Source organism: Nibricoccus aquaticus (assembly GCF_002310495.1).
GTDB lineage: Bacteria > Verrucomicrobiota > Verrucomicrobiia > Opitutales > Opitutaceae > Nibricoccus > Nibricoccus aquaticus.
This window is the reverse complement of the sequence record NZ_CP023344.1, coordinates 2,692,913-2,715,263: the sequence shown is the minus strand read 5'-3', so window position 1 is coordinate 2,715,263 and position 22,351 is coordinate 2,692,913. Positions and strand designations below refer to the sequence as shown.

At 62.9% G+C, this 22,351-nt stretch carries 22 protein-coding genes; 14 read left to right on the top strand and 8 right to left on the bottom strand.

All coding sequences use genetic code 11. The features are described 5' to 3' along the window. Positions 1 to 178: 178 nt before the first annotated feature. From CMV30_RS11030 to CMV30_RS11015, 4 genes are all read right to left on the bottom strand, one after another. Positions 179 to 664, bottom strand: a complete 486-nt coding sequence (locus CMV30_RS11030) for a nuclear transport factor 2 family protein (protein WP_096056075.1) — start codon at positions 662 to 664, stop codon at positions 179 to 181. Next, the gene (locus CMV30_RS11025) at positions 661 to 1,602 is read right to left on the bottom strand and encodes a hypothetical protein (RefSeq protein WP_138223246.1); all 942 of its coding nucleotides are present in this window, start codon (positions 1,600 to 1,602) and stop codon (positions 661 to 663) included. The genes CMV30_RS11030 and CMV30_RS11025 overlap by 4 nt, the downstream gene beginning before the upstream one ends. A 100-nt stretch (positions 1,603 to 1,702) precedes the next feature. Next, on the bottom strand, positions 1,703 to 2,407 hold the full coding sequence (deoC, locus tag CMV30_RS11020) for a deoxyribose-phosphate aldolase (RefSeq protein ID WP_096056073.1): 705 nt from the start codon (positions 2,405 to 2,407) through the stop codon (positions 1,703 to 1,705). 65 nt (positions 2,408 to 2,472) lie between these two features. Then, the gene (locus CMV30_RS11015; RefSeq protein ID WP_096056072.1) at positions 2,473 to 3,183 is read right to left on the bottom strand and encodes a LuxR C-terminal-related transcriptional regulator; all 711 of its coding nucleotides are present in this window, start codon (positions 3,181 to 3,183) and stop codon (positions 2,473 to 2,475) included. Between the two features lie 214 nt (positions 3,184 to 3,397). Between CMV30_RS11015 and CMV30_RS11010 the strand changes: the two genes are divergently transcribed. The 5 genes from CMV30_RS11010 (at position 3,398) to CMV30_RS10990 (ending at position 8,002) form a co-directional block, all read left to right on the top strand. Then, positions 3,398 to 4,147, top strand: coding sequence for a class I SAM-dependent methyltransferase (locus CMV30_RS11010; RefSeq protein WP_096057728.1), 750 nt, complete (start codon positions 3,398 to 3,400; stop codon positions 4,145 to 4,147). An 11-nt stretch (positions 4,148 to 4,158) separates the two neighbouring features. After that, the gene (locus CMV30_RS11005; protein ID WP_096056071.1) at positions 4,159 to 4,404 is read left to right on the top strand and encodes a hypothetical protein; all 246 of its coding nucleotides are present in this window, start codon (positions 4,159 to 4,161) and stop codon (positions 4,402 to 4,404) included. Then, positions 4,401 to 5,729: an NAD(P)/FAD-dependent oxidoreductase gene (locus CMV30_RS11000; protein ID WP_096056070.1), complete on the top strand. Its 1,329-nt coding sequence runs from the start codon at positions 4,401 to 4,403 to the stop codon at positions 5,727 to 5,729. Before CMV30_RS11005 ends, CMV30_RS11000 begins: the two co-directional genes overlap by 4 nt. Before the next feature lie 21 nt (positions 5,730 to 5,750). Then, positions 5,751 to 7,379, top strand: coding sequence for an NAD(P)/FAD-dependent oxidoreductase (locus CMV30_RS10995; RefSeq protein ID WP_096056069.1), 1,629 nt, complete (start codon positions 5,751 to 5,753; stop codon positions 7,377 to 7,379). A 137-nt stretch (positions 7,380 to 7,516) separates the two neighbouring features. Then, entirely contained in the window at positions 7,517 to 8,002 is a 486-nt protein-coding gene (locus CMV30_RS10990; protein ID WP_096056068.1) for a hypothetical protein, read from the top strand. Positions 8,003 to 8,037: 35 nt separating this feature from the next. Here the strand turns inward: CMV30_RS10990 and CMV30_RS10985 are convergent, their stop codons facing one another. Next, positions 8,038 to 8,859 (bottom strand): helix-turn-helix domain-containing protein, encoded by an 822-nt coding sequence (locus CMV30_RS10985; protein WP_096056067.1) that lies wholly within the window; start codon positions 8,857 to 8,859, stop codon positions 8,038 to 8,040. A gap of 86 nt (positions 8,860 to 8,945) precedes the next feature. Between CMV30_RS10985 and CMV30_RS10980 the strand changes: the two genes are divergently transcribed. The 4 genes from CMV30_RS10980 to CMV30_RS10965 all read left to right on the top strand — a co-directional run bounded on the left by CMV30_RS10980 (position 8,946) and on the right by CMV30_RS10965 (position 13,366). After that, a complete protein-coding gene (locus CMV30_RS10980; protein WP_096056066.1) occupies positions 8,946 to 9,749 on the top strand; it encodes a 3-ketoacyl-ACP reductase in 804 nt (267 codons plus the stop codon). Between the two features lie 43 nt (positions 9,750 to 9,792). Next, positions 9,793 to 11,169 carry a glycoside hydrolase family 88 protein gene (locus CMV30_RS10975; protein WP_175414831.1) on the top strand — a complete coding sequence of 459 codons (1,377 nt, stop codon included), beginning with the start codon at positions 9,793 to 9,795 and terminating at the stop codon, positions 11,167 to 11,169. 108 nt (positions 11,170 to 11,277) lie between these two features. After that, positions 11,278 to 12,111, top strand: a complete 834-nt coding sequence (locus CMV30_RS10970; protein ID WP_096056065.1) for a sugar phosphate isomerase/epimerase family protein — start codon at positions 11,278 to 11,280, stop codon at positions 12,109 to 12,111. Positions 12,112 to 12,217: 106 nt separating this feature from the next. Then, the gene (locus CMV30_RS10965) at positions 12,218 to 13,366 is read left to right on the top strand and encodes a Gfo/Idh/MocA family protein (RefSeq protein WP_096056064.1); all 1,149 of its coding nucleotides are present in this window, start codon (positions 12,218 to 12,220) and stop codon (positions 13,364 to 13,366) included. 256 nt (positions 13,367 to 13,622) lie between these two features. Here CMV30_RS10965 and CMV30_RS10960 read toward each other — a convergent pair whose 3' ends face one another. Beyond that, entirely contained in the window at positions 13,623 to 13,928 is a 306-nt protein-coding gene (locus CMV30_RS10960) for a DUF2934 domain-containing protein (protein WP_138223245.1), read from the bottom strand. Between the two features lie 62 nt (positions 13,929 to 13,990). On the opposite strand from CMV30_RS10960, the gene CMV30_RS10955 reads away from it, so the two are divergent. Next, positions 13,991 to 15,037 carry an amidohydrolase family protein gene (locus tag CMV30_RS10955; protein WP_245844120.1) on the top strand — a complete coding sequence of 349 codons (1,047 nt, stop codon included), beginning with the start codon at positions 13,991 to 13,993 and terminating at the stop codon, positions 15,035 to 15,037. Between the two features lie 83 nt (positions 15,038 to 15,120). After that, positions 15,121 to 15,996: an AraC family transcriptional regulator gene (locus CMV30_RS10950; protein WP_096056062.1), complete on the top strand. Its 876-nt coding sequence runs from the start codon at positions 15,121 to 15,123 to the stop codon at positions 15,994 to 15,996. Positions 15,997 to 16,220: 224 nt separating this feature from the next. Here the strand turns inward: CMV30_RS10950 and CMV30_RS10945 are convergent, their stop codons facing one another. Both CMV30_RS10945 and CMV30_RS10940 read right to left on the bottom strand, forming a co-directional pair. Then, a complete protein-coding gene (locus CMV30_RS10945; protein WP_245844118.1) occupies positions 16,221 to 17,144 on the bottom strand; it encodes an alpha/beta hydrolase in 924 nt (307 codons plus the stop codon). Further along, a complete protein-coding gene (locus CMV30_RS10940; protein ID WP_096056061.1) occupies positions 17,141 to 18,829 on the bottom strand; it encodes a pectinesterase family protein in 1,689 nt (562 codons plus the stop codon). The genes CMV30_RS10945 and CMV30_RS10940 overlap by 4 nt, the downstream gene beginning before the upstream one ends. 299 nt (positions 18,830 to 19,128) lie before the next feature. Between CMV30_RS10940 and CMV30_RS10935 the strand changes: the two genes are divergently transcribed. From CMV30_RS10935 to CMV30_RS10925, 3 genes are all read left to right on the top strand, one after another. Beyond that, positions 19,129 to 20,082, top strand: coding sequence for an aldo/keto reductase (locus tag CMV30_RS10935; RefSeq protein WP_096056060.1), 954 nt, complete (start codon positions 19,129 to 19,131; stop codon positions 20,080 to 20,082). A gap of 160 nt (positions 20,083 to 20,242) precedes the next feature. Continuing rightward, positions 20,243 to 21,259, top strand: a complete 1,017-nt coding sequence (locus tag CMV30_RS10930) for a zinc-binding alcohol dehydrogenase family protein (RefSeq protein ID WP_096056059.1) — start codon at positions 20,243 to 20,245, stop codon at positions 21,257 to 21,259. A gap of 132 nt (positions 21,260 to 21,391) precedes the next feature. Then, the gene (locus tag CMV30_RS10925; protein WP_096056058.1) at positions 21,392 to 22,339 is read left to right on the top strand and encodes an ABC transporter substrate-binding protein; all 948 of its coding nucleotides are present in this window, start codon (positions 21,392 to 21,394) and stop codon (positions 22,337 to 22,339) included. The last annotated feature ends 12 nt before the right edge of the window (positions 22,340 to 22,351 follow it).

Here is a 22,351-nt window from a genome sequence, read left to right as displayed (position 1 = left end):
CGACGTGCATGTCTGACGGTAGAAGGTTGAGATGACAGTTGCGCGCGTGACACTCCCTATTCCGGCCGGTTCGGCCCGGAACGCGTTAAAATCCTCTCAATCACGTCATCGACGCGTGTCTCAGACACCCATCGCTCGTGGCGGACACCACGCCGCGCGCGAACCGCGCCAGCCCCGCTCAGCGCAGCCCGGCAGGCGGCTGCTCGAGCCGCGTCGATTGGTAGGCGGTGAGCCGCCACGCTCCGTCGCGCTTCTCGTAAACCGCGAGATAACGCAGCCATAGTTTCACCTGCGTGCCTCGCGCCGTCGCTTCCAGTTCCGCGATACCCGAAAGCAATGCCACCGTTTCCTGGATACGCACCACCGGTGGCGGGCCATCGTAAGATTGGTAAGTCACCGCGCCCGCCGTGAGCGCCGCCAGCAGCTCGGCCTTCGTCTGCACGCGCCCGTCGGAGTGTCCGTAGGTTAACTCGTCGGCCAGCACAGCATCGAGCGCCGCGCGGTCCGCATGGATCAACGCGCTGATCCGCCGCAGGTCGGCGGCGCGCACATCCTCTTTATCGCCAGCCAGCGCGGTCATCGGCAGCAGACAGATCAGCACGCCCATCAATAAACCAGCAGCGGTCCGGCGCGTGAAAGGCGGTGAAGACATCAAGAAGTTCATGGGGACGATTGAGTCAGGTCGTAGCGCAGCAGCTGCGTGTGGAGTTTTTCTTCGGTGACAAAGATCGAGCGCCCGTCCGGCGAAAAGCACACCGCCTCCGCCTGCGCGAGTCCGTGCGGCGGGAGGATCACGGGTTTGCGCGCGAGCGCCGTCGCCCACGTTTCACCGGGTTTGCGCGCAAACAGCAGCACATCTCCGTAAGTCAGCACGACTGCCTTCAATCCATCAGCGGCGATATCCATCGACGTCGGATTTCCACGCCAGCGGCCCGTGGCGATCGGCACGGCGCGTTGCTCGGAGTTAGGTTGCGGAATATGCGGGACCAGCCCGAGTCGTTGCGCTTCCGGAGTGGACGCGCCCGCTGGTACGGGGCGGAGCGGCAACGAATAAAGCGGTTTCTCGTCCTCTCGTTTTCTCAGCAGATAAATACGCTGCTCACGCACATCGACAGCGAGCGATTCGCAATCGTGCCGCCCGTCGGCGTAACGCACCGGCACCGACCACGCGACTGGCACCACCGTCTCGCGCTCCGGCGAAAGTTCAGCAGCGGACGGCTCGGCCACCACATAAACAGCCGCACCGGTTTTGCGCGTGATGTTCTCGCCGATGTCGCCGACCGCGAGCCACGCGCGGCCATCGAGCTCGAACGACACCATGTCTTCCCAGTCGATGTTCGTGATGCCCGCGATGCGCACGCTGCCACACAATTTCCCATCGAGCCCGATCGCGTAGAGAACCGGTTCGCCGTCGCTGTCGTTGTGCGTCCAAAGCAGATCGGGCGTGCGGCGCGAAGCGGCAAGCCCGCTCGATTCATCGACCGCGGCCGGCGCCACCGTCGCGATAGTCGTCCGTGTGGCGGCAGGCGGTTGTTCGCAGCCGGGAAAAACCGCCGCCAGCAACAGCGCGCCGATGACGCGCACGCGCCGGGATTGCTTCACTCGTGGAAAATTGCGGACGGCTGCCATGCGCGCGACTCCAACAATCTCCCTCGGCCGGGCCGAGAAAAAAGCCTCAACGATTCCGCTCATGCGCGGCCGCTCAGTACGCGCCCGATGCGGCCGTCGCGGACTTTTCTCCGCGATACTCCGCGAGCAGGGCACTGGCGCTGGACGTCCCCAACCGCTCCGCGCCCGCCGCAATCAGCGCCAGCGCGTCGGGCAGAGTTTTGATGCCGCCCGCCGCCTTGATCTTGATCAGCCCGCGCCGCTTTTCCGCCCAGAGTTTGATGTGCTCGAGCTTCGCGCCCGCGCTGCCAAAGCCCGTCGATGTCTTGATAAAATCCACGCCCACCTCTTCGCAGATGTTCAGCGCCGCGAGGATCTGCGCTTCGTTGAGGTAACAATTTTCCGTGATCACTTTCACGAGCTGCCCGTGGCCGTGCGCACGGCTCGTCAGCTCGGCGAGCTCAGCGGCGACATCCGCTTCACGGCCATCGCGCAGCGCCGCGTAGTTCATCACGATATCCACTTCATGGGCACCAGCGGAGGCCATCGCGTCGATCTCCGCCGCCTTGGCCGCCGTCGTGAAACGCCCGCTGGGAAACCCGATCACCGTGCCGATGCGAACGCCGGTTCCCGCCAGCACCTGGGCGGCCAGCAACACGCTGGCCGGATAAATCATCACGCAGGCGAAGCGGTGTGTCTGCGCTTCTTTGCAGAGCGCCACGATCTCGGCCGCAGTGGCGTCGAGACGTAGATTGGTCGAGTCGAGGGTCGCGGCGAATTGTTCGGGCGTGAGTTTCATGCTGCGCGCCACCGTACGCCAAAAACCCCGCACGGGAAGCCCGGAGCGGGCGGGCGCAAACCCGCTTACTTCCAAGGCTTGTTCGTGCGCCGGATAAATGCCGGGAGCTGCTCGATGCTCTGCACGTGCAATTTTTTCAAAATGCTCGCGCGATGCGAGCACACGGCCTGCGCAGTCATGCCGAGCCGTTTCGCGAGCGGTTCGTCTTCGAGCCCTTCCAGCATGATCGTGAACACCTGCTGCTCGATGAAGGTCAGCGTCTCCACTTTCCGGTCCTTGTCCGGCCGCGACGCTGGCACCGGCGACGCACTGCCCAACGTCGCGCTAAAATAGTCCCCGCCCTCCCCTACCCGCCGGATCGCCGCCACCAGCGACTCGCTGTCCTCCACCGACGTGTCGAAAACGCCCTGCACCCGCGCAACACGCAACGCCTGCCGCGAATACTCATCGCGCCGCCCGGTCACGATCATCCGCCGCGCCGCCAGATGCTCGTCCGCCACCAGCGCGAGCAGATCCAGCCCATCGATGTCCGGCAGCGTCAGCCCGAAAATCCCCAGCGCCGCCGGCCGGCGCCGCAACGTATCCAGCGCGTCGGCACCGGTCCGGCAAATCGTGACGTCAGCCGATGGATAGGCCTCGCGCGCCAGACGGCCGAGAACATCCGCCGTGAGCATGTCCCATTTGACGATGACGATGCGCCGAGCGGACGCAGCGGACGGAGACGGGCGGTCCTGGCTACGCGCAGGCGACGCCCCGGTGGAGTCGGGAGACGGCATGGTATGAATGAGGCTGGAGCCGCACTCCCCGGGATGTGTGGGCACAGAGAGGCGGCGATGGGCTTATCCGAACATATCCGCGCCTGTTTCAGAAAATTTCCCACGCACACCACGGCTAGGCTTAATCGCCGCCCCACGCCCGGTATTGCCATACGTTAACCACGCTCCTTCCATCCGCCCCACGTACCCAGCGCCCACCGCCGCTCTCTCTCATATGCAACCACACGCCCCCATCGCCCAACGCTACCAGACCGACGCCGAGAAACCCGAGTACGTGGAAAAACTCTTCGATGCTGGCGCGAATTACTACGACCGCACCGTCGGCTGGGGCTTCCTTGGCTCGGGGAAATTTTACCGCAAATGGGCGCAGCAGAAAAACGGCCTCAAACCCGGCATGGAAGTCCTCGATGTCGCCAGCGGCACCGGCCTCGTCGCTGAAGCCGCTTCGCGCGTACTGGGCGGCGGCAAGAACATCACCTGCGTCGACCCCAGCCGCGGCATGTTGTCGCACGTCTCCGCCAAAGTCCCCGATGCCACCCTGCTGATCGGCCGCGCCGATGCACTGCCCGTCGAGAGCAACCAATTCGACTTCCTCACGATGGGCTACGCGCTTCGTCACGTAGGCGATCTCGACATCGCCTTCGCCGAATACTTCCGCGCCCTCAAACCCGGCGGCAAAGTCCTCCTCCTGGAAGTGACAAAACCTCAAAAGGGTTTTCGCGCCTGGCTCTTCCGCGTGTACTTCAAAAATATCTACCCCGGCTTCACCCGCCTCTTCACCCGCAGCGCCGCCGCGAAAGAGATGATGGTTTACTACTGGGAAACCATGGACGCCTTCGTCCCTCCCGAGCAGATCCTCGCCAGCCTGAATCGCGTCGGTTTCGAGCAGGTGAAACGCATAGCCCTCGCCGGTCTCTTCAGCGAGTACACGGCGGTGAAACCAGCGGCGGCTTCAACGAAGTGACTTCACAGGAAATGAAAATCGCAGGTCCATTTAGCATGCAGACCGCTTCTGATATTCAGCGCGACGGCCTTGGTGCGGAGCTGCTCTGCGATCAGGAAGTCATCGCTGAAGTGTTTAGGAGCGATGCTGAGCGCACGCTCATAATCACAACATTTGGTAACGATATTCCACTCGTCGTGATCGAAGAATTCATTTCCTACGCTCGTGAGCGATTAGAGAAGTTCGAGGACGGGTCATCACTTCCGTCAGCACCATGACAAACTTCGACCACGACGTCCTCATCATCGGCGGCGGCCCTTCCGGCAGCACCGCAGCCGCCTTCGCCCGCAAAGAAGGCCTCAACGTCTGCCTCGTCGAGCGCCTCGCTTTCCCGCGTTTCCACATCGGCGAATCCCTCCTCCCGCACGGCAACGAGATCATGCGCGAGACCGGCGCGTGGCCCAAAATCGAGCGCGCTGGCTTCATCAAAAAATCCGGCGCCCTCTTCCACCTCACCAACGGCCTCGCCACCAAGGAAATCATCTTTTCCGAAGGCATCGTCCGTGGCCTCGATCAGACGTTTCAGGTCAGCCGCGCGAAGTTCGACAAACTCCTCCTCGATCACGCCCGCGAACTCGGCACCCAGATCAAGCAGCCCGCCACCGTCCGCTCCGTCACGCCCATCGACGGCGGCATCCGCGTCACCATCGAGCACGCCGATAAATCCACCGAGGAACGCACCGCCCGCTGGGTCCTCGATGCCGGTGGACGCGAAAACCATTTCCCCTCCGAGGCCAAAAAGCCGCTCGACCCTTCGCCCTTTCCCAAGCGCGTCGCGATCTACAGCCACTTCGAAAACGTCATCCGCCCGCCCGGCATCGGCGCCGGCCATACCGTTGTCGTCCGCCTCGCCGACGGCTGGTTCTGGCTTATCCCAATCGACGAAGCCCACACCTCCGTCGGCCTCGTCACCACCGTCGAGTCGATGCGCCGCGGCAAAGGCACGCCCGAGGAAATCTTCAACCACGCCGTCGCCAGTTCGCCCAAGCTCCTCGAGATCATGCAAGGCGCGCGCCCCGCGATGGAGTTCCACGTCACCAGCGACTACTCCTACTTCCGCCAGGAACTCGCCACCGAGCGCATGGTGATGATCGGCGACGCCGGCGGCTTCTTCGACCCCATCTTCTCCTCCGGCGTGTACGTCGGCATGAACTCCGCCCGCGACGCCGTCCGCCTCATCACGGAAGCCCAGCGCCAAAACCGCGGCCTCACGCAGTCCGAGCGGACGAGCTACTCAAAGCGCATCAAGAAACGCGCGAAGGTCTTCAAAGACCTCATCGCCTGCTTCTACGACAACGACGCCTTCTCCGTCTTCCTCTGCGCCACGCCGCCACTCGGTCTCGACCGCGCCGTGAACTCCATCGTCGCCGGCGACGCCCGCATGTTGTGGCCCGTCCGCTGGCGCTTCGCCCTCTTCCTCTTCATCTGCCGCGTGCAAAAATTCTTCCCCGTCGTCCCCCGCATCGACTTCTCCGGCATGTACGGTGTCGAAGAAACTGCGCAGCCCTCGCCCACCCGAGAGACCGCCGCCGCCAAATCTTAAAAACACTCCGCCCTTCCCGTCATGGAAACCGCCACCGCGCCCTCCGATTCCTCCACCCCTCCTTCCTCAGCTCCCTGGGACGTCGTCGTTGTCGGCGGCGCACTCTCCGGCGGCGCCACCGCTTTCCTCCTCAAGCGCCGCAACCCCAAGCTCAAAATCCTCATCATCGAGCGCAGTTCCAAGATGACCCGCCGCGTCGGCGAAGCCACCGTTGAGATCAGCTCCTATTTCCTTACCCGCGTCCTCGGCCTCACCGAACATCTCCACGAGAAACAACTCGCCAAACAAGGCCTCCGCTACTGGTTCAAAAATAGCGAGACCAAGACCCTGGAGGACTGCTCCGAAACCGGCCCGGCCTTCAACTCCCGCCTCGGCAGTTTCCAGGTCGACCGCTCCGTCCTCGACGAAAAAGTCCTCGCGAACGCCGTCGCATCCGGCGTCCAACTACTGCGCCCCGCCCGCGTGAAAGACATCACGCTCGTCGAAGGCGGCGTGCAGACGATCACGTGGGACGACGAAGACGGCCGCACCGGCGTCGAGCGCGCCAAGTGGGTCGTGGACGCGTCCGGCGTCAACGCGATGCTCGCCCGCAAGAACGGCTGGTACAGGGTCAACCACGAGCATCCCATCGCCGCCTGCTGGTCGCGCTGGAGCGGCGTGAAGAACATGGACTCACCCGAGCTCGCGCAAAAATTCCCCAAGTGGGCGCGCCGCACCAAAGCCTTTCGCTACACCGCCACCAACCACATCACCGGCCTCGGCTGGTGGGCCTGGGTCATCCCGCTCAAAGGCGGCGACGTCAGCGTCGGCGTCGTCTTCGACCAGCGCATCACCGATCTCCCCGAAGGCCCCGTCCTCGGCGAACGCCTCCGCGAGATGCTCAACACCAACCCCGTCGCCGCCGAAATCCTCGCCGACGCCAAGTGGCAAAAGGAAGACATCCATTTCCGCCGCAACCTCGCCTACCGCTCCACCACGTTCGCCGGAAAAGGCTTCGCCCTCGTCGGTGACGCCGCCGCGTTCATGGACCCGTTTTATTCCCCCGGCATGGATTGGATCAGCTACACGACCAGCGCCACCGCCGCGCTGATCGACGGCTGCCTCCGCGGCAAACCCGCCGCCGTCCACCTCGAGCGCCACAACCAGCGCTTCCGCTCCAGCTACGAGGGCTGGTTCAACGGCATCTACAAAGACAAATATTTCTACATGGCCGACCAGGAGCTGATGACCCTGGCCTTCAAGCTCGACCTCAACCTCTACTACCTCGGCGTCGTCACCCAGCCTTACAAACACGGCCACAGCGCCCTCGAACGCCCCGCCTTCGCGAGCAAGGAATCCAAACTCCCCGGCCGCTTCATCCGCCTCTACAACGCCCGCTTCGCCAAAATGGCCCGCGACCGCCTCCGCCGCGGCGTGTGGGGAAAAACCAACGCGCATCATCACACGATGCTGAGCTTCTTCCTCGATCGCTGGCTCCCGCTGCGCGTCACCGGACTTTTTTGCGAATACCTCTGGCTCGAACTCCGCGAAGGCTGGCGCACCTGGTTCCGCGCCCCCGCCCCCTTCGCCGAACTCCCGCCGCACGCGACCCGCACCCAACCACGCAAAGTCGCTGCGCCCGCAAAGCAGCCCGCCAACACCGTCGCCTAGCCGTGCTTATTGTAGGGCCTCAGTTCACCTGAGGCCGGTTCGTCTCCAACGCCTCTCCAACGTCGCGCATCCTAAGCCCTGGCGGGCGCCCCTCCATCGTCGCGAGGCCTGCAACCCGCTACCAACCTCTATCCCAAATGAAGCCCCCCGCAATTATCCTGCTTTTCCTTGTCATGACCTGTTTCGCACAAGCGGCGGATCGATCAAACGTCGCAACCGATGCGGCGCTCGAAATTTCCGCAGACGCGATGAACGAGCTTTGGGAATTCGAGAGTCTCATCGCCTCACTAAAATACCCGCTAACCGTCGCCGAAAGTAATGCAAAGCTGGGAGGCTCTTCAAAAATCAAATGGTGCTGCACACACGGCGGCTCAGGAGAGCGAAAGAGTCGCATGGAATTCGAGATCATCACACCACGACTGAAAGGATTGGGTTATATGATCGTTTTGTCGGGACGGGAACTTGTCGAAGACTCAAGCGAAGTCTCTGAAGTTTTGCTGGGATTTCGCACGCCGCTTGGCGGGATTTACTATGCGGACTTGAGCGCCCTTTCCTCGATTCTACGCGATAAGGGAAATGAGCACGCCCGCTCTCCAGCGCCTGTTCCGAATAAGGCTAAATGACATAAGGACGGCAGTGGTCACATCAGTCGCCGTCCTCACCCCACCCGCCCGCGCCCCCAAACACTCGGCGCCTGCCCCGTCTGCCGCCGAAACCACCGCGCGAAATAACTCTGATCCGGCAGCCCCACCGCCGTCGCCACCGCCGCGACCTGCACGCCTTGCCCGAGTAATTCCTTCGCTTTCGTGAGCCGCTGCTGCGCGCGAAACTGCCCGAGCGTCAGCCCGGTCTCTTTCTTCACCAGCCGGTTCAAATGATCGCGCTGATAGCCGCTCTTCTGCACCACCTGCCCGAGCGGACTCTCATGATCCACTTTCGCGAGCATCCCCTGAATCGCGTTGCCACTTTTCCCGCCCGCAACCGCCGCCACGCGCTCCAGCCATCCCGCCGAACGCAGCGCCGTGATCAACACCTGCAACATCGCCACCGCGCCCTCCCAGTGCAGCGCGTTCTGTCCACTCGCGCCGCCCGGCAGCTTCATCAACTGCCCGAGCTGCTGCTTCACCTGCGCTAACTCCGAGCGATTCAACGAACACACCACCGCCTCCCGCCGGCGCGCCCCCTTCAACCGAAAATCAATCATCACGCACAACGGCGCGCGCCCATCCCCGCGCGAAAATGCGTGCGACACCCCCGGCGGCAGCAGCACCAATGTACCAGGCTCCACCCGCGCCTCGCTCCCCGCGAGCACCTGCCGTCCATTTCCGCTCAGATAAAGAATCGCCTGACTCCACCCATGCTTATGCGGCTCGACCGACGCGTGCTCCGGCAAATGCCGGTGCAGCGCAAACGTCAGCACATGCAACCCCGGCAGCCGGATATCGGCCTTATCAATCAGCAGTGAACGAAACCGTCGCATATCGGACAGCACCCAAGTCGAAATTGTCCTAACCCACCACGACAAAATCCTCACGCTCCCGCCCGCCTTTCCGCTATAACATCCCCATGTCGTCCACGCAGAACCCCATCCCCGTCGTCCTTGTAACCGGCGCTGGCCGCGGCCTCGGTCGCGGCGTCGCGATCCAGCTCGCCGCCGAAGGCTGCTCCGTCGCCATCAACTACGCTGGCAATCGTGCCGCCGCCGAGGAAACCGTCGGACTCTGCCAGCAGGCCTCCAAGTCACCCGCGCAAAAATTTCTCCCCGTCCAGGCCGACATCAGCTCCAAGGCCGACCGCACCCGCCTCGTTTCCGAAACGATCGCCAACCTCGGCCGAATCGACGCCCTCGTGAACAACGCCGGCATCGCCCCCAAAGTCCGCGCCGACATCACCGAAGCCAGCGAAGAGTCCTTCGAAGAACTCATCCGCACCAATCTCCAAGGTCCGTATTTTCTTACCCAGTCCGTCGTCCAGCACTGGCTCTCCGGCAAACAAACACCCGCGCTCCCGACCGGTTTCAAAATCATCTACGTCACGTCGATCTCCGCCAACACCGCCTCGGTGAACCGCGGCGACTACTGCATCTCCAAAGCCGGCCTCGCCATGGCCGCGCAGCTCTGGGCCACCCGCCTCGCCGCCGACAACATCCAAGTCGTCGAACTCCGCCCCGGCATCATGGCGACCGACATGACCGCCGGCGTGAAAGGCAAATACGACAAACTCCTCGAAGACGGCCTCGTCCCCCAAAAACGCTGGGGCACCGGCGAAGACGTCGGCCGCGCCGTCCGCGCCATCATCGCCGGCGACCTCCCCTTCTCAACCGGCGCCGTCATCCCCATCGACGGCGGCTTCCACCTCCGCCGCCTCTGACACGTTTTATAATTCCTAATTCTTCATTCATAATTTTCCGACCATGATCCGCCTCGATCCCTCCATCACCCCGAAGTCCCTCACGTCCGACATCAACCGCCTCTGGGACGTCTCCGCCAAAAAGATCTTCAATCTCCAAAAAGACTGGGACTCCTCCAAAGGCACGCCCGTGTTCACTATCGCGGGAAAATACACCTCGCGCGGCTGGACCGAGTGGACCCAAGGCTTCCAGTTCGGCTCCGCGATCCTCCAGTATGCGGCAACTGGTGACAAGAAGGCCCTCGCGATCGGCCAGGAAGGCACGCTCAAGTACATGGCCAGCCACGTGAGCCACATCGGCGTCCACGACCACGGCTTCAACAACGTCTCCACCTACGGCAACCTCTACTTCCTCGCGAAAGCCGGCCTCCTCAAAGCCTCCGAAGGCGACATCAATTTCTACGAACTCGCCCTCAAGATCACCGGTGCCGTCCAGGCCGCGCGCTGGACCGATCTCCCCGAAAACCAGGGCTACATCTACTCCTTCAACGGCCCGCACTCGCTCTTCGCCGACACCATCCGCTCGCTCCGCGCCCTCGCCCTCTCTCACCAGCTCGGCCACAGCCTGATGGGCGAACGCGACCGCAAGATCAACCTCCTCGGCCGCATCTTCCAGCACGCCGAGACCACCGCTCGCTACAACGTCTACTTCGGCAAAGGCCGCGACTCCTACGACCTCCGAGGACGCGTCGCCCACGAATCCATCTTCAATCTCAACGACGGCTCCTACCGCTGCCCCAGCTCGCAACAAGGCTACTCACCCTTCAGCACCTGGACGCGTGGCCAGGCCTGGATTCTCTGCGGCTACGCTGAGCAGCTCGAATTTCTGGATACGCTCCCCGAATCCGAGTTCAAAGCCTTTGGCGGCAAGAAACAAATCCTCGCCCGCTTCCTTGAGTCCGCCCGCGCCACCGCCGACTTCTACCTCGCGCACACCCCGACCGACGGCATCCCCTACTGGGACACCGGCGCCCCCGGCCTCGCCTTCATGGGCGAATACCTCGACCGCGACGCCGAGCCCTTCAACCCGCACGAGCCCGTCGACAGCTCCGCCGCCGCTATCTCCGCCCAAGGCCTCATCCGCCTCGGCAATTACCTGAAGGCCCACAAAAACGCCAAAGACGGCGCCCGCTACCTCACCGCCGGCCTCAACGTCGCTAAAACACTCTTCAGCGAAACCTACACTTCAGGCGACACGAAGCACCAAGGCCTCCTCCTCCACTCCGTCTATCACCGTCCGAACGGCTGGGACCACGTGCCCAAAGGCCAGAAGGTTCCGTGTGGCGAAGCCTGCATGTGGGGCGACTACCACGCCCGCGAACTCGCCCTCCTCATCCAGCGCATGGCCGACGGCAAATACTACACCTTCTTCGGCTTCTAAGTTCTCCGCTCGGCGCGCCCCGCGCCACCATAGGTCCTATAAGACCCATAAGCCCTATAGGACCTATTCCGATCACCGCCAACTCGCCTATTCGCTCCGCCGTCCCCAATGCCTGTTTCACCGCTCACCGACCTCTCCCGCCTCTGCGTCCACACGATCACCACTAAACCGTGGGCCCTCGATGACGCCGTGCGTAACTACGCCGCCGCCGGCGTCAAAGGCATCACTGTCTGGCGCCAGGCCCTAGAAGGCCGCAACGTCGCCGACTCCGGGAAACTGATACGCGACCACGGCCTCAGCATCGTCTCCCTCTGCCGCGGCGGCTTCTTCCCAGCGCTCGCTCCTGCCGACCGAGCCAAAGCCATCGACGAAAACCGCCGCTGCATCGACGAAGCCGCCGCCCTCGGTGCGCCCATGATCGTCCTCGTCGTCGGCGCCGTCCCCGGACAATCCCTCGTCGAGTCCCGCAAACAAATCACCGACGGCATCGCCGCCGTCCTCCCGCACGCCCAAGCCGCCGGCGTGAAGCTCGCCATCGAGCCGCTTCACCCGATGTACGCCAACGACCGCTCCGCCGTAAACACGATGGGCCAGGCGCGCGCGATGTGTAACCAGCTCAAATCCCCCTTCGTCGGCATCGCCGCCGACGTGTATCATCTTTGGTGGGACGACAACCTCGAGGCCGAGATCAAAGCCAGCGGACGCGAAGGCACGCTCTTCGCCTTCCACATCTGCGACTGGCGCACGCCGACCGTCGATTTCCTCAACGACCGCGGCCTCATGGGCGAAGGCTGCATCCCCATCCGCCAGATCCGCGGTTGGGTCGAGGAAGCCGGTTTCAAAGGCTTCAACGAAGTCGAAATCTTCTCCAACCGCCTCTGGTCGCAGGACCAATCCCAATTCCTCGAAAACATAAAATCCGCCTACCTCAATCACTCCTGAGTCCTCCGATATAGGACCCATAAGTCCCATAAGACCTATTGGCCCTATCCTCCGACCTTCCGTCCTACTCGCTACGCACTACCCGCTACTCGCTACTTCCAATCCAATGAAAGAACACACCATCGGCATCATCATGAACGGCGTCACCGGACGCATGGGCACGAATCAGCACCTGATCCGTTCCATCTGCGCCATCCGCAAACAAGGCGGCGTCAAACTCGCCAACGGCGACGTCATCATGCCCGACCCCATCCTCGTCGGTCGCAACCTCGATAAACTCCAGGCCCTCGCCAAGGCCAACGGCGTCACCCGCGTCACGACCGACGTCGATGCCGCGCTGAAAGATCCCTTCAACCAGATCTACTTCGACTCGCAGACCACCGACCGCCGCGTCGAAGGCGTCCGCAAAGCCATCGCTGCGAAAAAAGCCATCTACTGCGAAAAGCCCACCGCGCTCGACATCCCGACCTCGCTCGCGCTCTACAAAGAAGCCACCGCCGCCGGCCTCAAGAACGGCGTCGTCCAGGACAAGCTCTGGCTCCCCGGTCTCATGAAGCTCAAGATGCTCATCGACTCCGGCTTCTTCGGTAAAATCCTCTCCGTCCGTGGCGAGTTCGGCTACTGGGTATTCGAAGGCGACCTACAGCCCGCCCAGCGCCCCTCGTGGAACTACCGCAAGGAAGACGGCGGCGGCATGATCATCGATATGCTCTGCCACTGGCGCTACGTCATCGACAACCTTTTCGGCAACGTGAAGGCCGTCTCCTGCCTCGCCGCCACGCACATCGACGAGCGCATCGACGAATCCGGCAAACGCTACAAGTGCACCGCCGACGACTCCGCCTACGCCACGTTCGAGACCGATCAAAACATCATCCTCCATTTCAACTCCTCGTGGACCGTCCGCGTCCGCCGTGACGATCTCCTCACGCTCCAAGTGGACGGCACCAAAGGCTCCGCCGTCGCGACTCTCCGTGACGTCTACACCCAGCGCGCCGAGAACACCCCGCGCCCCGTCTGGAACCCCGACATCACCCAGCCGATCAATTTCTTCGAAGGCTGGCAGAAAGTCCCCGAGTACCAGAACTTCGACAACGCGTTTAAGATCCAGTGGGAGCTCTTCCTGAAGCACGTCGTGAACAACGAACCGTTCCGCTGGAGCCTCCTCGAAGGCGCCAAAGGCGTCCAACTCGCCGAAGCCGGCCTCGAATCCTCCGCCAAGCGCGCCTGGGTCAACCTCAGCAAACTCGACTAACCCTTCTGTCGTCCTTCCGCCTTCGGGCCTGACTTCACGTCAGGCCTTTCCGAGTTCGAGTTAGACAACCTAGACAAACTCGCTCGCAAATCCTCCAGCGCCGCGCCCCAAAAGCCTGGCGCTTTTTTGCATTCGCCTGACCTGTCTCAGATTTCCAAAAAGCAAAGGCCGCTCCTGCTGATTATCACTTCAGGGCAGGAGCGGCCCACACACACCGTACCAAGCTTTCGGGATACAATCGAAAGCCCGCCGGAAATTATTTCGCAGCAGCAGTCACGCGGCTCGTTTTCTTGGCCGGCTTCACCGCACTCTCATCTTTCGGAAACGTCGCAGGTTTCCCTTTTTCGCTTCCACCCGGTGTCGAGCGTGCCGGATTGGTGATCTCACCGCGCTGCGTCTGCTTCACGTCCACATGGTCACGCGCCAGCTCAGCCTCCGCGCCCAGCCAGAATTCGAGATCGCGCCCTTCCGGCGATCCTGCCTTTTGCCACAGCTCGTGAGAGCGTGCTGCGATCTGTTCATGGGATAGGAACGGCTGCTCGTGGGAATCGGTGAGGTTCATAAGAGAGTCCAGAAATCGCATACCTCATGCCAGCGCTAACCCACCACCGACAATCTCTCTCAATGACAGCTCCGCCCGAGGGAAAACTCGCCATCCATCTCGCCACCATCCAAGCGGACTTCCCATCAACACCACCGCCCATCAAGGCGATCTGCACGCTCGCACGCTCGCAGTCGTGGCGATCTGCATTCAACTCCCTGCGCGCCCTAGCAGCAGAAACCCATCCGCTTTCTCCCTTGGCCCGCGCCCCACCCCGCTCACGCTCCGAAATCTCCTTCTCCATGAAGATCGACTCGCATCACCACTTTTGGCGCTACAACACCGACGACTTCGGCTGGATCTCCGACGCCATGGCTCGCATCCGCCGCGACTATCTCCCGGTTGATCTCGCCCCCGAACTCGTCGCTCGCGCCATCGACGGCTGCATCGCCGTTCAGGCCCGCATGACCACCGAGGAAACCCGCTGGCTGCTCGAACTCGCCGATAAAAGTCCCTTCATCAAAGGTGTCGTCGGCTGGGTCCCCCTCTCCGAAAAATCCGTCTCCGCCGAACTCGACCGCTTCGCCGCCCACCCGCGCCTCAAAGGCATCCGCCACGTCGTCCAGGGCCAGCCCGCCGGCTTCCTCGACAACCCCGCCTTCAACGCCGGCATCCGCGAAGTCACCGCCCGCAAACTCGTCTACGACATCCTCATTTTCGCCAACCAGCTCGAAGAAGCTACGCGCTTCGTCGACCGCCATCCCAACCAAGTCTTCGTCCTCGACCACATCGCCAAACCTGTCGTCCAAGGTTCGCCCGATGTCATCTGGATGAAACAAATCCGCGACCTCGCCCGCCGAGAAAACGTCGCCTGCAAATTCTCCGGCGTCGTCACCGAGATCCCCGGCTTCGCCTCGTGGACGCCCGAACAAATCCATCCATACTTCGACATCGTCCTCAAAGCCTTCGGCCCGCAGCGCCTCATGTTCGGCTCCGACTGGCCCCCCTGTCTAGTGAACTCTGAATACGCCCGCTGGCACCAAACCGTCGAAGGCTTCACCACACGGCTCTCCGACTCCGACCGCGCCCGCATCCTCGGCGACACCGCCGCCGAGTGGTACCGCCTGTAGGGCTCGCACAACGCCGCCGCTCACGCCCATCCGCTGCCGCGTCCCCTTTCACCCTTCACTTTTCACCCCGCACTCTTCGCTCGATGCCCGCCCCGCGCCCGACGCCCGAGCCCCCCGCCTTCGTCTCCGCCCAGGTCACCGCCGCGCGCCGCTTCTACCTCAACTTAAAACCCCGCCCCACCCCCGGCCTCACCGTCGTCTGCGGCGGCTGGGAGGAATGCGCGCCTGACTACACCATCGACCGCAAAACTTTCCCGTATCCATCCGTCGAGTTCGTCGCCTCCGGTCGCGGCGAACTCGTTCTAGCTGGTAAACGCCACGATCTCGCCCCCGGCGCACTCTTCACCTACGGCCCCGGAATCAGCCACCGCATCCACACCAGCGCCGATGCCCCGCTGAAAAAATACTTCGTCAACTTCACCGGCGCCCGCGCCTCCGCGCTCTTGCGCGAAAGCGCCCTCAATCCCGGCACGCTCACCCGCCTCGGCACCACCACGGATGTCCGCAACGCCTTCGACGCACTCATCCGCTTCGGCACGCTCCACGACCGACACACCGCCCGCAGCTGCGCGCTTCAACTCGAGCTTCTCCTCCTCGCCATCGTTCGCGCCAACCAGCCCAGCTCCCCCGCCGCCCGCCGCTCCATGGCCACCTTCGAGCGCTGCCGCGCGCACATCGACCAGCACTTCCTCGCCCTCCCCACGCTCCAGTCCGCCGCCACCGCCTGCCACGTCGACGAAGCCTACCTCTGCCGCCTCTTCCAACGCTTCCAGGACGAGACTCCCTACCGCTACCTCCAGCGCCTCCAGATGCAGTGGGCCGCCGAGCGCCTCCATTCCTCCGGCCGCCTCGTCCGCGAAATCGCCGCCGATCTCCACCTCGATCCCTTTCAATTCTCCCGCACCTTCAAACGCATCCACGGCGTCTCCCCCTCCACCTTCCTCGGCCCGCGCGGCTAACGGAGCGCGGGTTATCAACCCGCGAGTTGGACACCTCCCGCTTTCATGCTAGCCGCGCCAGCCTTTCTGGCTTCTGGCTTCTGGCTTCTGGCTTCTGGCTTCTGGCTTCTGGCTTCTGGCTTCTGGCCATTGGTCATTGGTCATTGGTCATTGGTCATTGGTCATTGGTCATTGGTCATTGGTCATTGGTCATTGGTCATTGGTCATTGGTCATTGCGGCGCGCTCAGCGCGCCGCTCCCCACCCGTTAAATCGCATCCACTCGCTCAACCGCTCCGGCCACAACGCCGTAGGTCCATACTGCGGATCGAGACTGTTCCCGTGCGAACCCTGCGCATAAACGTGCATCTCCGCCGGTACTTTCACCGCCAGCAGCGCCTCATAAAAACGCAGCGAGTTCTGCACCGGTACCGACTTGTCGGCCATCGTCGCAGCGATGAAAAACGGCGGCGCATCTTTCCGCGCGTGTTTCTCCAGCGATAGTTTTTCCACCAGCTCCACCGCCGGCTCCTTCCCCAACAACGCCTCGCGCGAGCCCTTGTGCGTGTACGCCTCCGCCAGCGTGATCACCGGATAAACCAGCGCCACGAAGTCCGGTCGCGCACTCACATTATCCAGCTCCGCGCCTGTCTTCCCCTCCTCAGTATCCCATAACAACCCCGCGCACCCCGCCAGATGCCCGCCCGCCGACTGCCCAAGCAACCCGATCCGATCCGGCTTCACGCCCAGCTCCGCCGCCCGCGACCGCACCAGCCGAACCGCTCGCAACACATCCTGCAACGGCGCCGGATGTCCGTATTCGACCATCCGGTACTTCAACATGAAAACCGTCACGCCTTCGCTCACCAGCCGCTTCGTCTCGTACCCTCCTCCCTCCCTGATCGCCAGTCGCACATACCCGCCGCCCGGACAAAAAATCACCGCCGTCCCATTTCCCTTCCCCGCCTCCGGCGCATAGACCGTCAACGTCGGATAATGCACCGCCACGATCCGGTTGTTCACGACCTGCTCCGGAGCCGCGTCCGCCCGCAGCCCTGGCACCCCTTCCGGCCAGAGCGTGATTACCCGCGGCTCTTCCGCGCTCAGCGCGGCGCACGCACCCGCCGCGACCCACCCGATGAGCATCCTCAAACACGCACGCACACTCATGGCCTGACCGGACTCCAGCCGTCGCTGCCGCTCAATAATTTCTCAACCGTGAACGCCTGCGCCTCCGCCTCCGTCAGCTCACGCGCCCAGCTCACCCGCCCGTCCGCCTTCGCGCCCGGCCCCGTGTTCTTGTACTCACGATAACGCGCCGTCGCTTCGTTCTCCACCTTGCCCCAGTTGTGCCAGCCTTCCGCCCGGATTTGCGCCGGCAACTCGCAGCGCACAAATGCCGTCGCCGCAAACGGCCTCCACGGCCGCCCCAGATAAACCCCGCGCTCCACCTCCGGCCCCGCCGTCACCCGGCAGTCAAGAAACACATAACCCCACGGAGCCTTCTCATCCGTGGACGCCGCCGTGATGTACCCATCCGCCCGGCAATGAATCTCGCAGCGATTAAACACCGAGAACCCGCCGCCGTAGATAAAATCCACATGCCCGTTCACGTAACAGTTTTCAAAATACTGCCGCCCCTTCTCCACGCGCACCGTATCCTGCCAGCCCAGGAACCGGCACCCGCGAAATACCGCCCGATCCGCCTCCACGTAGATCGCCAGCGCCTGCACTTTTTCCTCACGCGTCGTCGTGTTTTCAAACGTCACGCCCTCCGCCGTGAAATCCGCGCCCTGCACCAGCACCGTCGCACTCTCGCGCGTCTGCACCTTGTGCCCCTTGTCATCCACCGACTTCAGATTCACCCCGCGCGTGATCACCGTCGCCGCCGCTTCGCCCGGTTCTCCCCGCAGCGTGATGAACGGCTTCTCCTTCGGCACATGCACGTGCTCCCGGTACACGCCCGGCTTGATCAAAATCACAAACGGCTTCGTCCCGCCTTCCGGCGCCGAAGCCACCGCCGCACTCACCGTCACATGCGTCCCCGAATTATCCGCCGACACGATCGCATCCGGCTTCGCCGAAACAGCTGCCACACTCATTCCCACCTCCCCGCGAAACGCCTGCGCCAGCCCCGGCACTTTCTCCCTCAACTCCGCCACCACCAACCCTGCAAAAACGAACGATCCCTTCTCCTCCAGATGCGTCGTATCCGCTTTCCCATCCTTCACCTGATCAAACTTTGCCGTCTCCACCGGCCCGAGCTTCTCGCACAGCGCCAGACTGCTCGCATGAAGCTCGATCACCGGCACGCCCTTTTCCGCGCCGAGTTTTTTCACCGCCTCCACATACGGCGTCAGCGTCGTCACGATCTTCCCCGGATTCGCCGGATCGAAAGTCCGCCGCACCAGTGACGTCACGAGAATCGGCTGCGCCCCGATCGCCCGCACCGCATCGATATACCGCGCCATATACTCCGGATAAGTCGACGCCGGATCGGTCTCCCGCGCCGGCCCTTTCCCCGGCTGATCGTTGTGACCGAACTGAATCAAATAAAAATCCCCCTTCGCCTCCACCGCCTTGGTGAGCCGCCCTTCGTCGATAAAACTCTTCGAGCTCCGCCCACCCTGCGCCGTGTTCACGCACTCCACACCCTCGGCCAGATAACGCTTAAACCCGCCGCCCCACCCCGCGTGATCCGTCACTGTCGAATCACCCACGAGCACGATGCGCAGCTTCTTCGACGCATCTTCCGCCCCCATGCTCAACGCGACCGCAGCCGCGAAAAATAAAACCGCCGCGCACACACGGCGCTTTGCACGAAAAAAAACCAAGCCAGTCATCAAGGTCATCATGGGATAAGAAAAGATCGGTCGAACTCACGCCGATCACAGAGCTGCAAAACCCCGACGCAACCCTTGTTCCTCCGGACGGGACAACTCCGCCTTCGCGCGCATCGTTGTCCACGCTCCGCCCGCAGTCCGATCCACGGTCTTCAAACGTCAGTCCACTGCCTTTTCCAGCCTTCCAGAGTTCCAGATTAAATTCTCCTCCACCGCACCCACCCCGCTCGGGTCAATGATTGACAGGCTTTGCCCAAAAGCAGGCATTCACAGCCGCCAATTTTCGGCCTATCTTCTCAACTTTCCCCGCCATGCAATACCGCCCCCTCGGCCAGACCGGTCTTCAAGTGTCCGTCCTCAGCTACGGCTCGTCCCCGCTCGGCGGCGTCTTCCGCGCCACCGACGACAGCGAAGGCATCCGCACCGTCCACACCGCCGTCGATCTCGGCATCAATTTCATCGATACGTCGCCCTACTACGGCGCCACCAAGTCCGAGACCGTCCTCGGCAAAGCCCTCCGCGAGATCAAACGCGACCGCTACTACCTCGCCACGAAGATCGGCCAGTACGACCACGGCGTCTTCGACTTCTCCCCCGCGCGCATCCTCACCAGCCTCGACGAAAGCTGCGCCCGCCTGGGCGTCGACTACATCGACCTGCTCCAGTGCCACGACATCGAGTTCGCCGACCTCAACCAGATCGTAAACGAAACCCTCCCCGCTCTCGTGAAGCTCCGTGAAGAAGGCCGCATCGGCCACATCGGCATCACCGGCCTCCCGCTCAAAGTCTTCACCAGCATCCTCGACCGCACCGGTCCTGGCATCGTCGATACGATCCTCTCCTTCTGCCGCTACGAGCTCAACGATACGGCCCTCGATTCGCTCATTCCTTATCTTCGCGGCAAAGGCGTCGGCATCATCAACGCCTCCCCGACCGGCATGGGCCTGCTCTCCGATCGCGGCGTCCCCGCCTGGCATCCCGCGCCCAAGCTCATGCTCGAGACCGCCCGCCGCGCCGCCGATTATTGCAAAGCCGTCGGCGCCGACATCGCCAAGCTCGCCATCCAGTTCGCCACGCAACACCCGCAGATCGCGACCACCCTCGTCGGCACCGCCAGCCCCGAGAACATCCGCAAAAACGTCGCCTACCTCGAAGAGCCCATCGACTTCGAACTCATGGGCCGCGTCCTCGACATCCTCCGCCCCATCAAAAACCACAACTTCACCCGCGGCCGCCCCGAAAACCGCGACGCCCTCATCGGCTGACTTCTCCACCACTGATGAGCACTGAGAGCCACTAATAACAGAAAGTCTCTGCTTCCGGCATCAGTGTCCTTCAGTGCGCATAAGTGGTTAAAAAATTCCGTCTTCATCTCCGTCTCCGCCATTCGCGTTCATTAGCGTCCATTCGCGGTTAAAAAAATCCATGCTCCAGATTTCCCTCCAAAACCCCGGCCAGTTCGCCGCCACCCACGACGCCCCCGAACCCACGCTCGCCCCCGGCGAAGCCCTCGTCCGCGTCCACCGCATCGGCGTCTGCGGCACCGACCTCCACGCCTTCGCCGGCAAACAACCCTTCTTCAACTACCCGCGCGTCCTCGGCCATGAACTCGGCGTCGAGGTCATCAACCCCGGATCCGACCCGCACGGCCTCAAAGCCGGCGACCGCTGCTCCGTCGAGCCCTACATCAACTGCGGCCGCTGCATCGCCTGCCGCCGCGGCAAACCCAACTGCTGCACCGACCTCAAAGTCATGGGCGTCCACATCGACGGCGGCATGCGCCCCCTCGTCGCCATCCCCGCGCGCAAACTCCACAAGTCCGAGAAACTCAATTACGACCAGCTCGCCCTCGTCGAAACCCTCGCCATCGGCGCCCACGCCGTGGAGCGCGCCGACATCAAGAAGGACGACGTCGTCCTCGTCATCGGCGCCGGCCCCATCGGCCTCAGCGTCATCCAGTTCGTCCTCGTCACCGGTGCCACGCTCATCGTGATGGACGTCGCCGAATCCCGCCTCGCCTTCTGCCGCGATCAACTCGGCGTGAAACACACCGTCACCGCCGGCCCGTCCGCGATCGACGAACTCAAAAAAATCGGCGGCGGCGATCTCCCCACCTGCGTCATCGACGCCACCGGAAATCCGAAATCGATGATGGGCACCTTCGACCTCCCCGCGCACGGCGGCCGCATCGTTTTCGTCGGACTCTTCCAAGGCGACGTCACCTTCAACGACCCGAACTTCCACCGCCGCGAACTCACCGTCATGGGCAGCCGCAACGCCCTCCCCGCCACCTTCCGCGACATCATCGCCCTCGTCGAAGCGGGAAAAGTGAATACGCAACCGTGGATCACCCACCGCCTCAAACTCGCCGACGTCCCCGAAATCTTCCCGCGCGACATCTCCGGCAACCCCGCCGTCTTAAAAGCCATGATCGAAGTCTAAACAACTTCGTCTTCCCTAGGTCCTATAAGACCCATACGTCCCATAGGACCTATTCCCCTTCCTTCCGACTCCCGCAGCATTTTCTCCGACTTCCTTTTCCAGCTTTCCTGAGTTCCACATCAAATCCTCCCCATGAAAAAATCCCTGCTCTCCCTCCTCACTCTCTCGCTCACCCTTTCCACCGCCGCCTTCGCCCAGGACATCACCCTCGCCGTCATCCCCAAAGGCACCACGCATCCCTTCTGGAAAACCGTCGAAGCCGGCGCGCGCAAAGCCGCCGAGGAAACCGGCGTGAAGATCAACTGGCGCGGCCCCATCCTCGAAAACGACCGCGCCCAGCAGATCGCCGTCGTCCAGCAATTCGTCGGCTCCAAAGTCTCCGGCATCGTCCTCGCCCCGCTCGACGCCACCGCCCTCGTCGGCCCCGTCCGCAGCGCGACCGACGCCAAAATCCCCGTCATCATCATGGACTCCGCCCTCAACGGCGAAGCCGGCAAAGAGTTCTCCTCCTTCGTCGCGACCGACAACCGCCGCGGCGGTGAAATCGGCGGCGAAGAACTCGCCCGCCTCCTCAACGGCAAAGGCAAGGTCGTCCTCCTCCGCTACATCGAAGGCTCCGCCAGCACCAACGAGCGCGAAGAAGGTTTCCTCAGCGTCATGAAGAAACACCCCGGCATCGAAGTCATCATGAGCAACCGCTACGCCGGCCCCAGCATCTCCACCGCGCAAGACGCCGCCATGAACATGATCGACAAGATCCGTGAGGCCGACGGCATCTTCTGCCCCAACGATCCTTCCACTCAGGGCATGCTCCTCGCCCTCCGCCAGAACGGCCTCGCCGGTAAGAAAAAATTCGTCGGTTTCGACACCTCCTCCCAACTCGTCGCCGCTCTCAAGCGCGACCAGATCGACGCCATCGTCGCCCAGAATCCCTTCAAGATGGGCTACCTCTCTGTGAAGACCGCCGTCGCCGTCATCCGCGGCGAAAAATTCGAAGCCCGCGTCGACACCGGCTGCGAACTCGTCACCAAAGCCAACCTCGATTCCCCCGCCGTCAAAGCCATCCTCGGCGGCGAATAAAAAACACCTCCG

Coding starts and splice junctions, on each gene's coding strand:
- CMV30_RS11030 (WP_096056075.1), bottom strand. CDS start 664: ATGAACTTCTTGATGTCTTCACCGCCTTTCACGCGCCGGACCGCTGCT.
- deoC (WP_096056073.1), bottom strand. CDS start 2,407: ATGAAACTCACGCCCGAACAATTCGCCGCGACCCTCGACTCGACCAAT.
- CMV30_RS11015 (WP_096056072.1), bottom strand. CDS start 3,183: ATGCCGTCTCCCGACTCCACCGGGGCGTCGCCTGCGCGTAGCCAGGAC.
- CMV30_RS11010 (WP_096057728.1), top strand. CDS start 3,398: ATGCAACCACACGCCCCCATCGCCCAACGCTACCAGACCGACGCCGAG.
- CMV30_RS11005 (WP_096056071.1), top strand. CDS start 4,159: ATGAAAATCGCAGGTCCATTTAGCATGCAGACCGCTTCTGATATTCAG.
- CMV30_RS11000 (WP_096056070.1), top strand. CDS start 4,401: ATGACAAACTTCGACCACGACGTCCTCATCATCGGCGGCGGCCCTTCC.
- CMV30_RS10995 (WP_096056069.1), top strand. CDS start 5,751: ATGGAAACCGCCACCGCGCCCTCCGATTCCTCCACCCCTCCTTCCTCA.
- CMV30_RS10990 (WP_096056068.1), top strand. CDS start 7,517: ATGAAGCCCCCCGCAATTATCCTGCTTTTCCTTGTCATGACCTGTTTC.
- CMV30_RS10985 (WP_096056067.1), bottom strand. CDS start 8,859: ATGCGACGGTTTCGTTCACTGCTGATTGATAAGGCCGATATCCGGCTG.
- CMV30_RS10980 (WP_096056066.1), top strand. CDS start 8,946: ATGTCGTCCACGCAGAACCCCATCCCCGTCGTCCTTGTAACCGGCGCT.
- CMV30_RS10975 (WP_175414831.1), top strand. CDS start 9,793: ATGATCCGCCTCGATCCCTCCATCACCCCGAAGTCCCTCACGTCCGAC.
- CMV30_RS10970 (WP_096056065.1), top strand. CDS start 11,278: ATGCCTGTTTCACCGCTCACCGACCTCTCCCGCCTCTGCGTCCACACG.
- CMV30_RS10965 (WP_096056064.1), top strand. CDS start 12,218: ATGAAAGAACACACCATCGGCATCATCATGAACGGCGTCACCGGACGC.
- CMV30_RS10960 (WP_138223245.1), bottom strand. CDS start 13,928: ATGAACCTCACCGATTCCCACGAGCAGCCGTTCCTATCCCATGAACAG.
- CMV30_RS10955 (WP_245844120.1), top strand. CDS start 13,991: ATGACAGCTCCGCCCGAGGGAAAACTCGCCATCCATCTCGCCACCATC.
- CMV30_RS10950 (WP_096056062.1), top strand. CDS start 15,121: ATGCCCGCCCCGCGCCCGACGCCCGAGCCCCCCGCCTTCGTCTCCGCC.
- CMV30_RS10945 (WP_245844118.1), bottom strand. CDS start 17,144: ATGAGTGTGCGTGCGTGTTTGAGGATGCTCATCGGGTGGGTCGCGGCG.
- CMV30_RS10940 (WP_096056061.1), bottom strand. CDS start 18,829: ATGATGACCTTGATGACTGGCTTGGTTTTTTTTCGTGCAAAGCGCCGT.
- CMV30_RS10935 (WP_096056060.1), top strand. CDS start 19,129: ATGCAATACCGCCCCCTCGGCCAGACCGGTCTTCAAGTGTCCGTCCTC.
- CMV30_RS10930 (WP_096056059.1), top strand. CDS start 20,243: ATGCTCCAGATTTCCCTCCAAAACCCCGGCCAGTTCGCCGCCACCCAC.
- CMV30_RS10925 (WP_096056058.1), top strand. CDS start 21,392: ATGAAAAAATCCCTGCTCTCCCTCCTCACTCTCTCGCTCACCCTTTCC.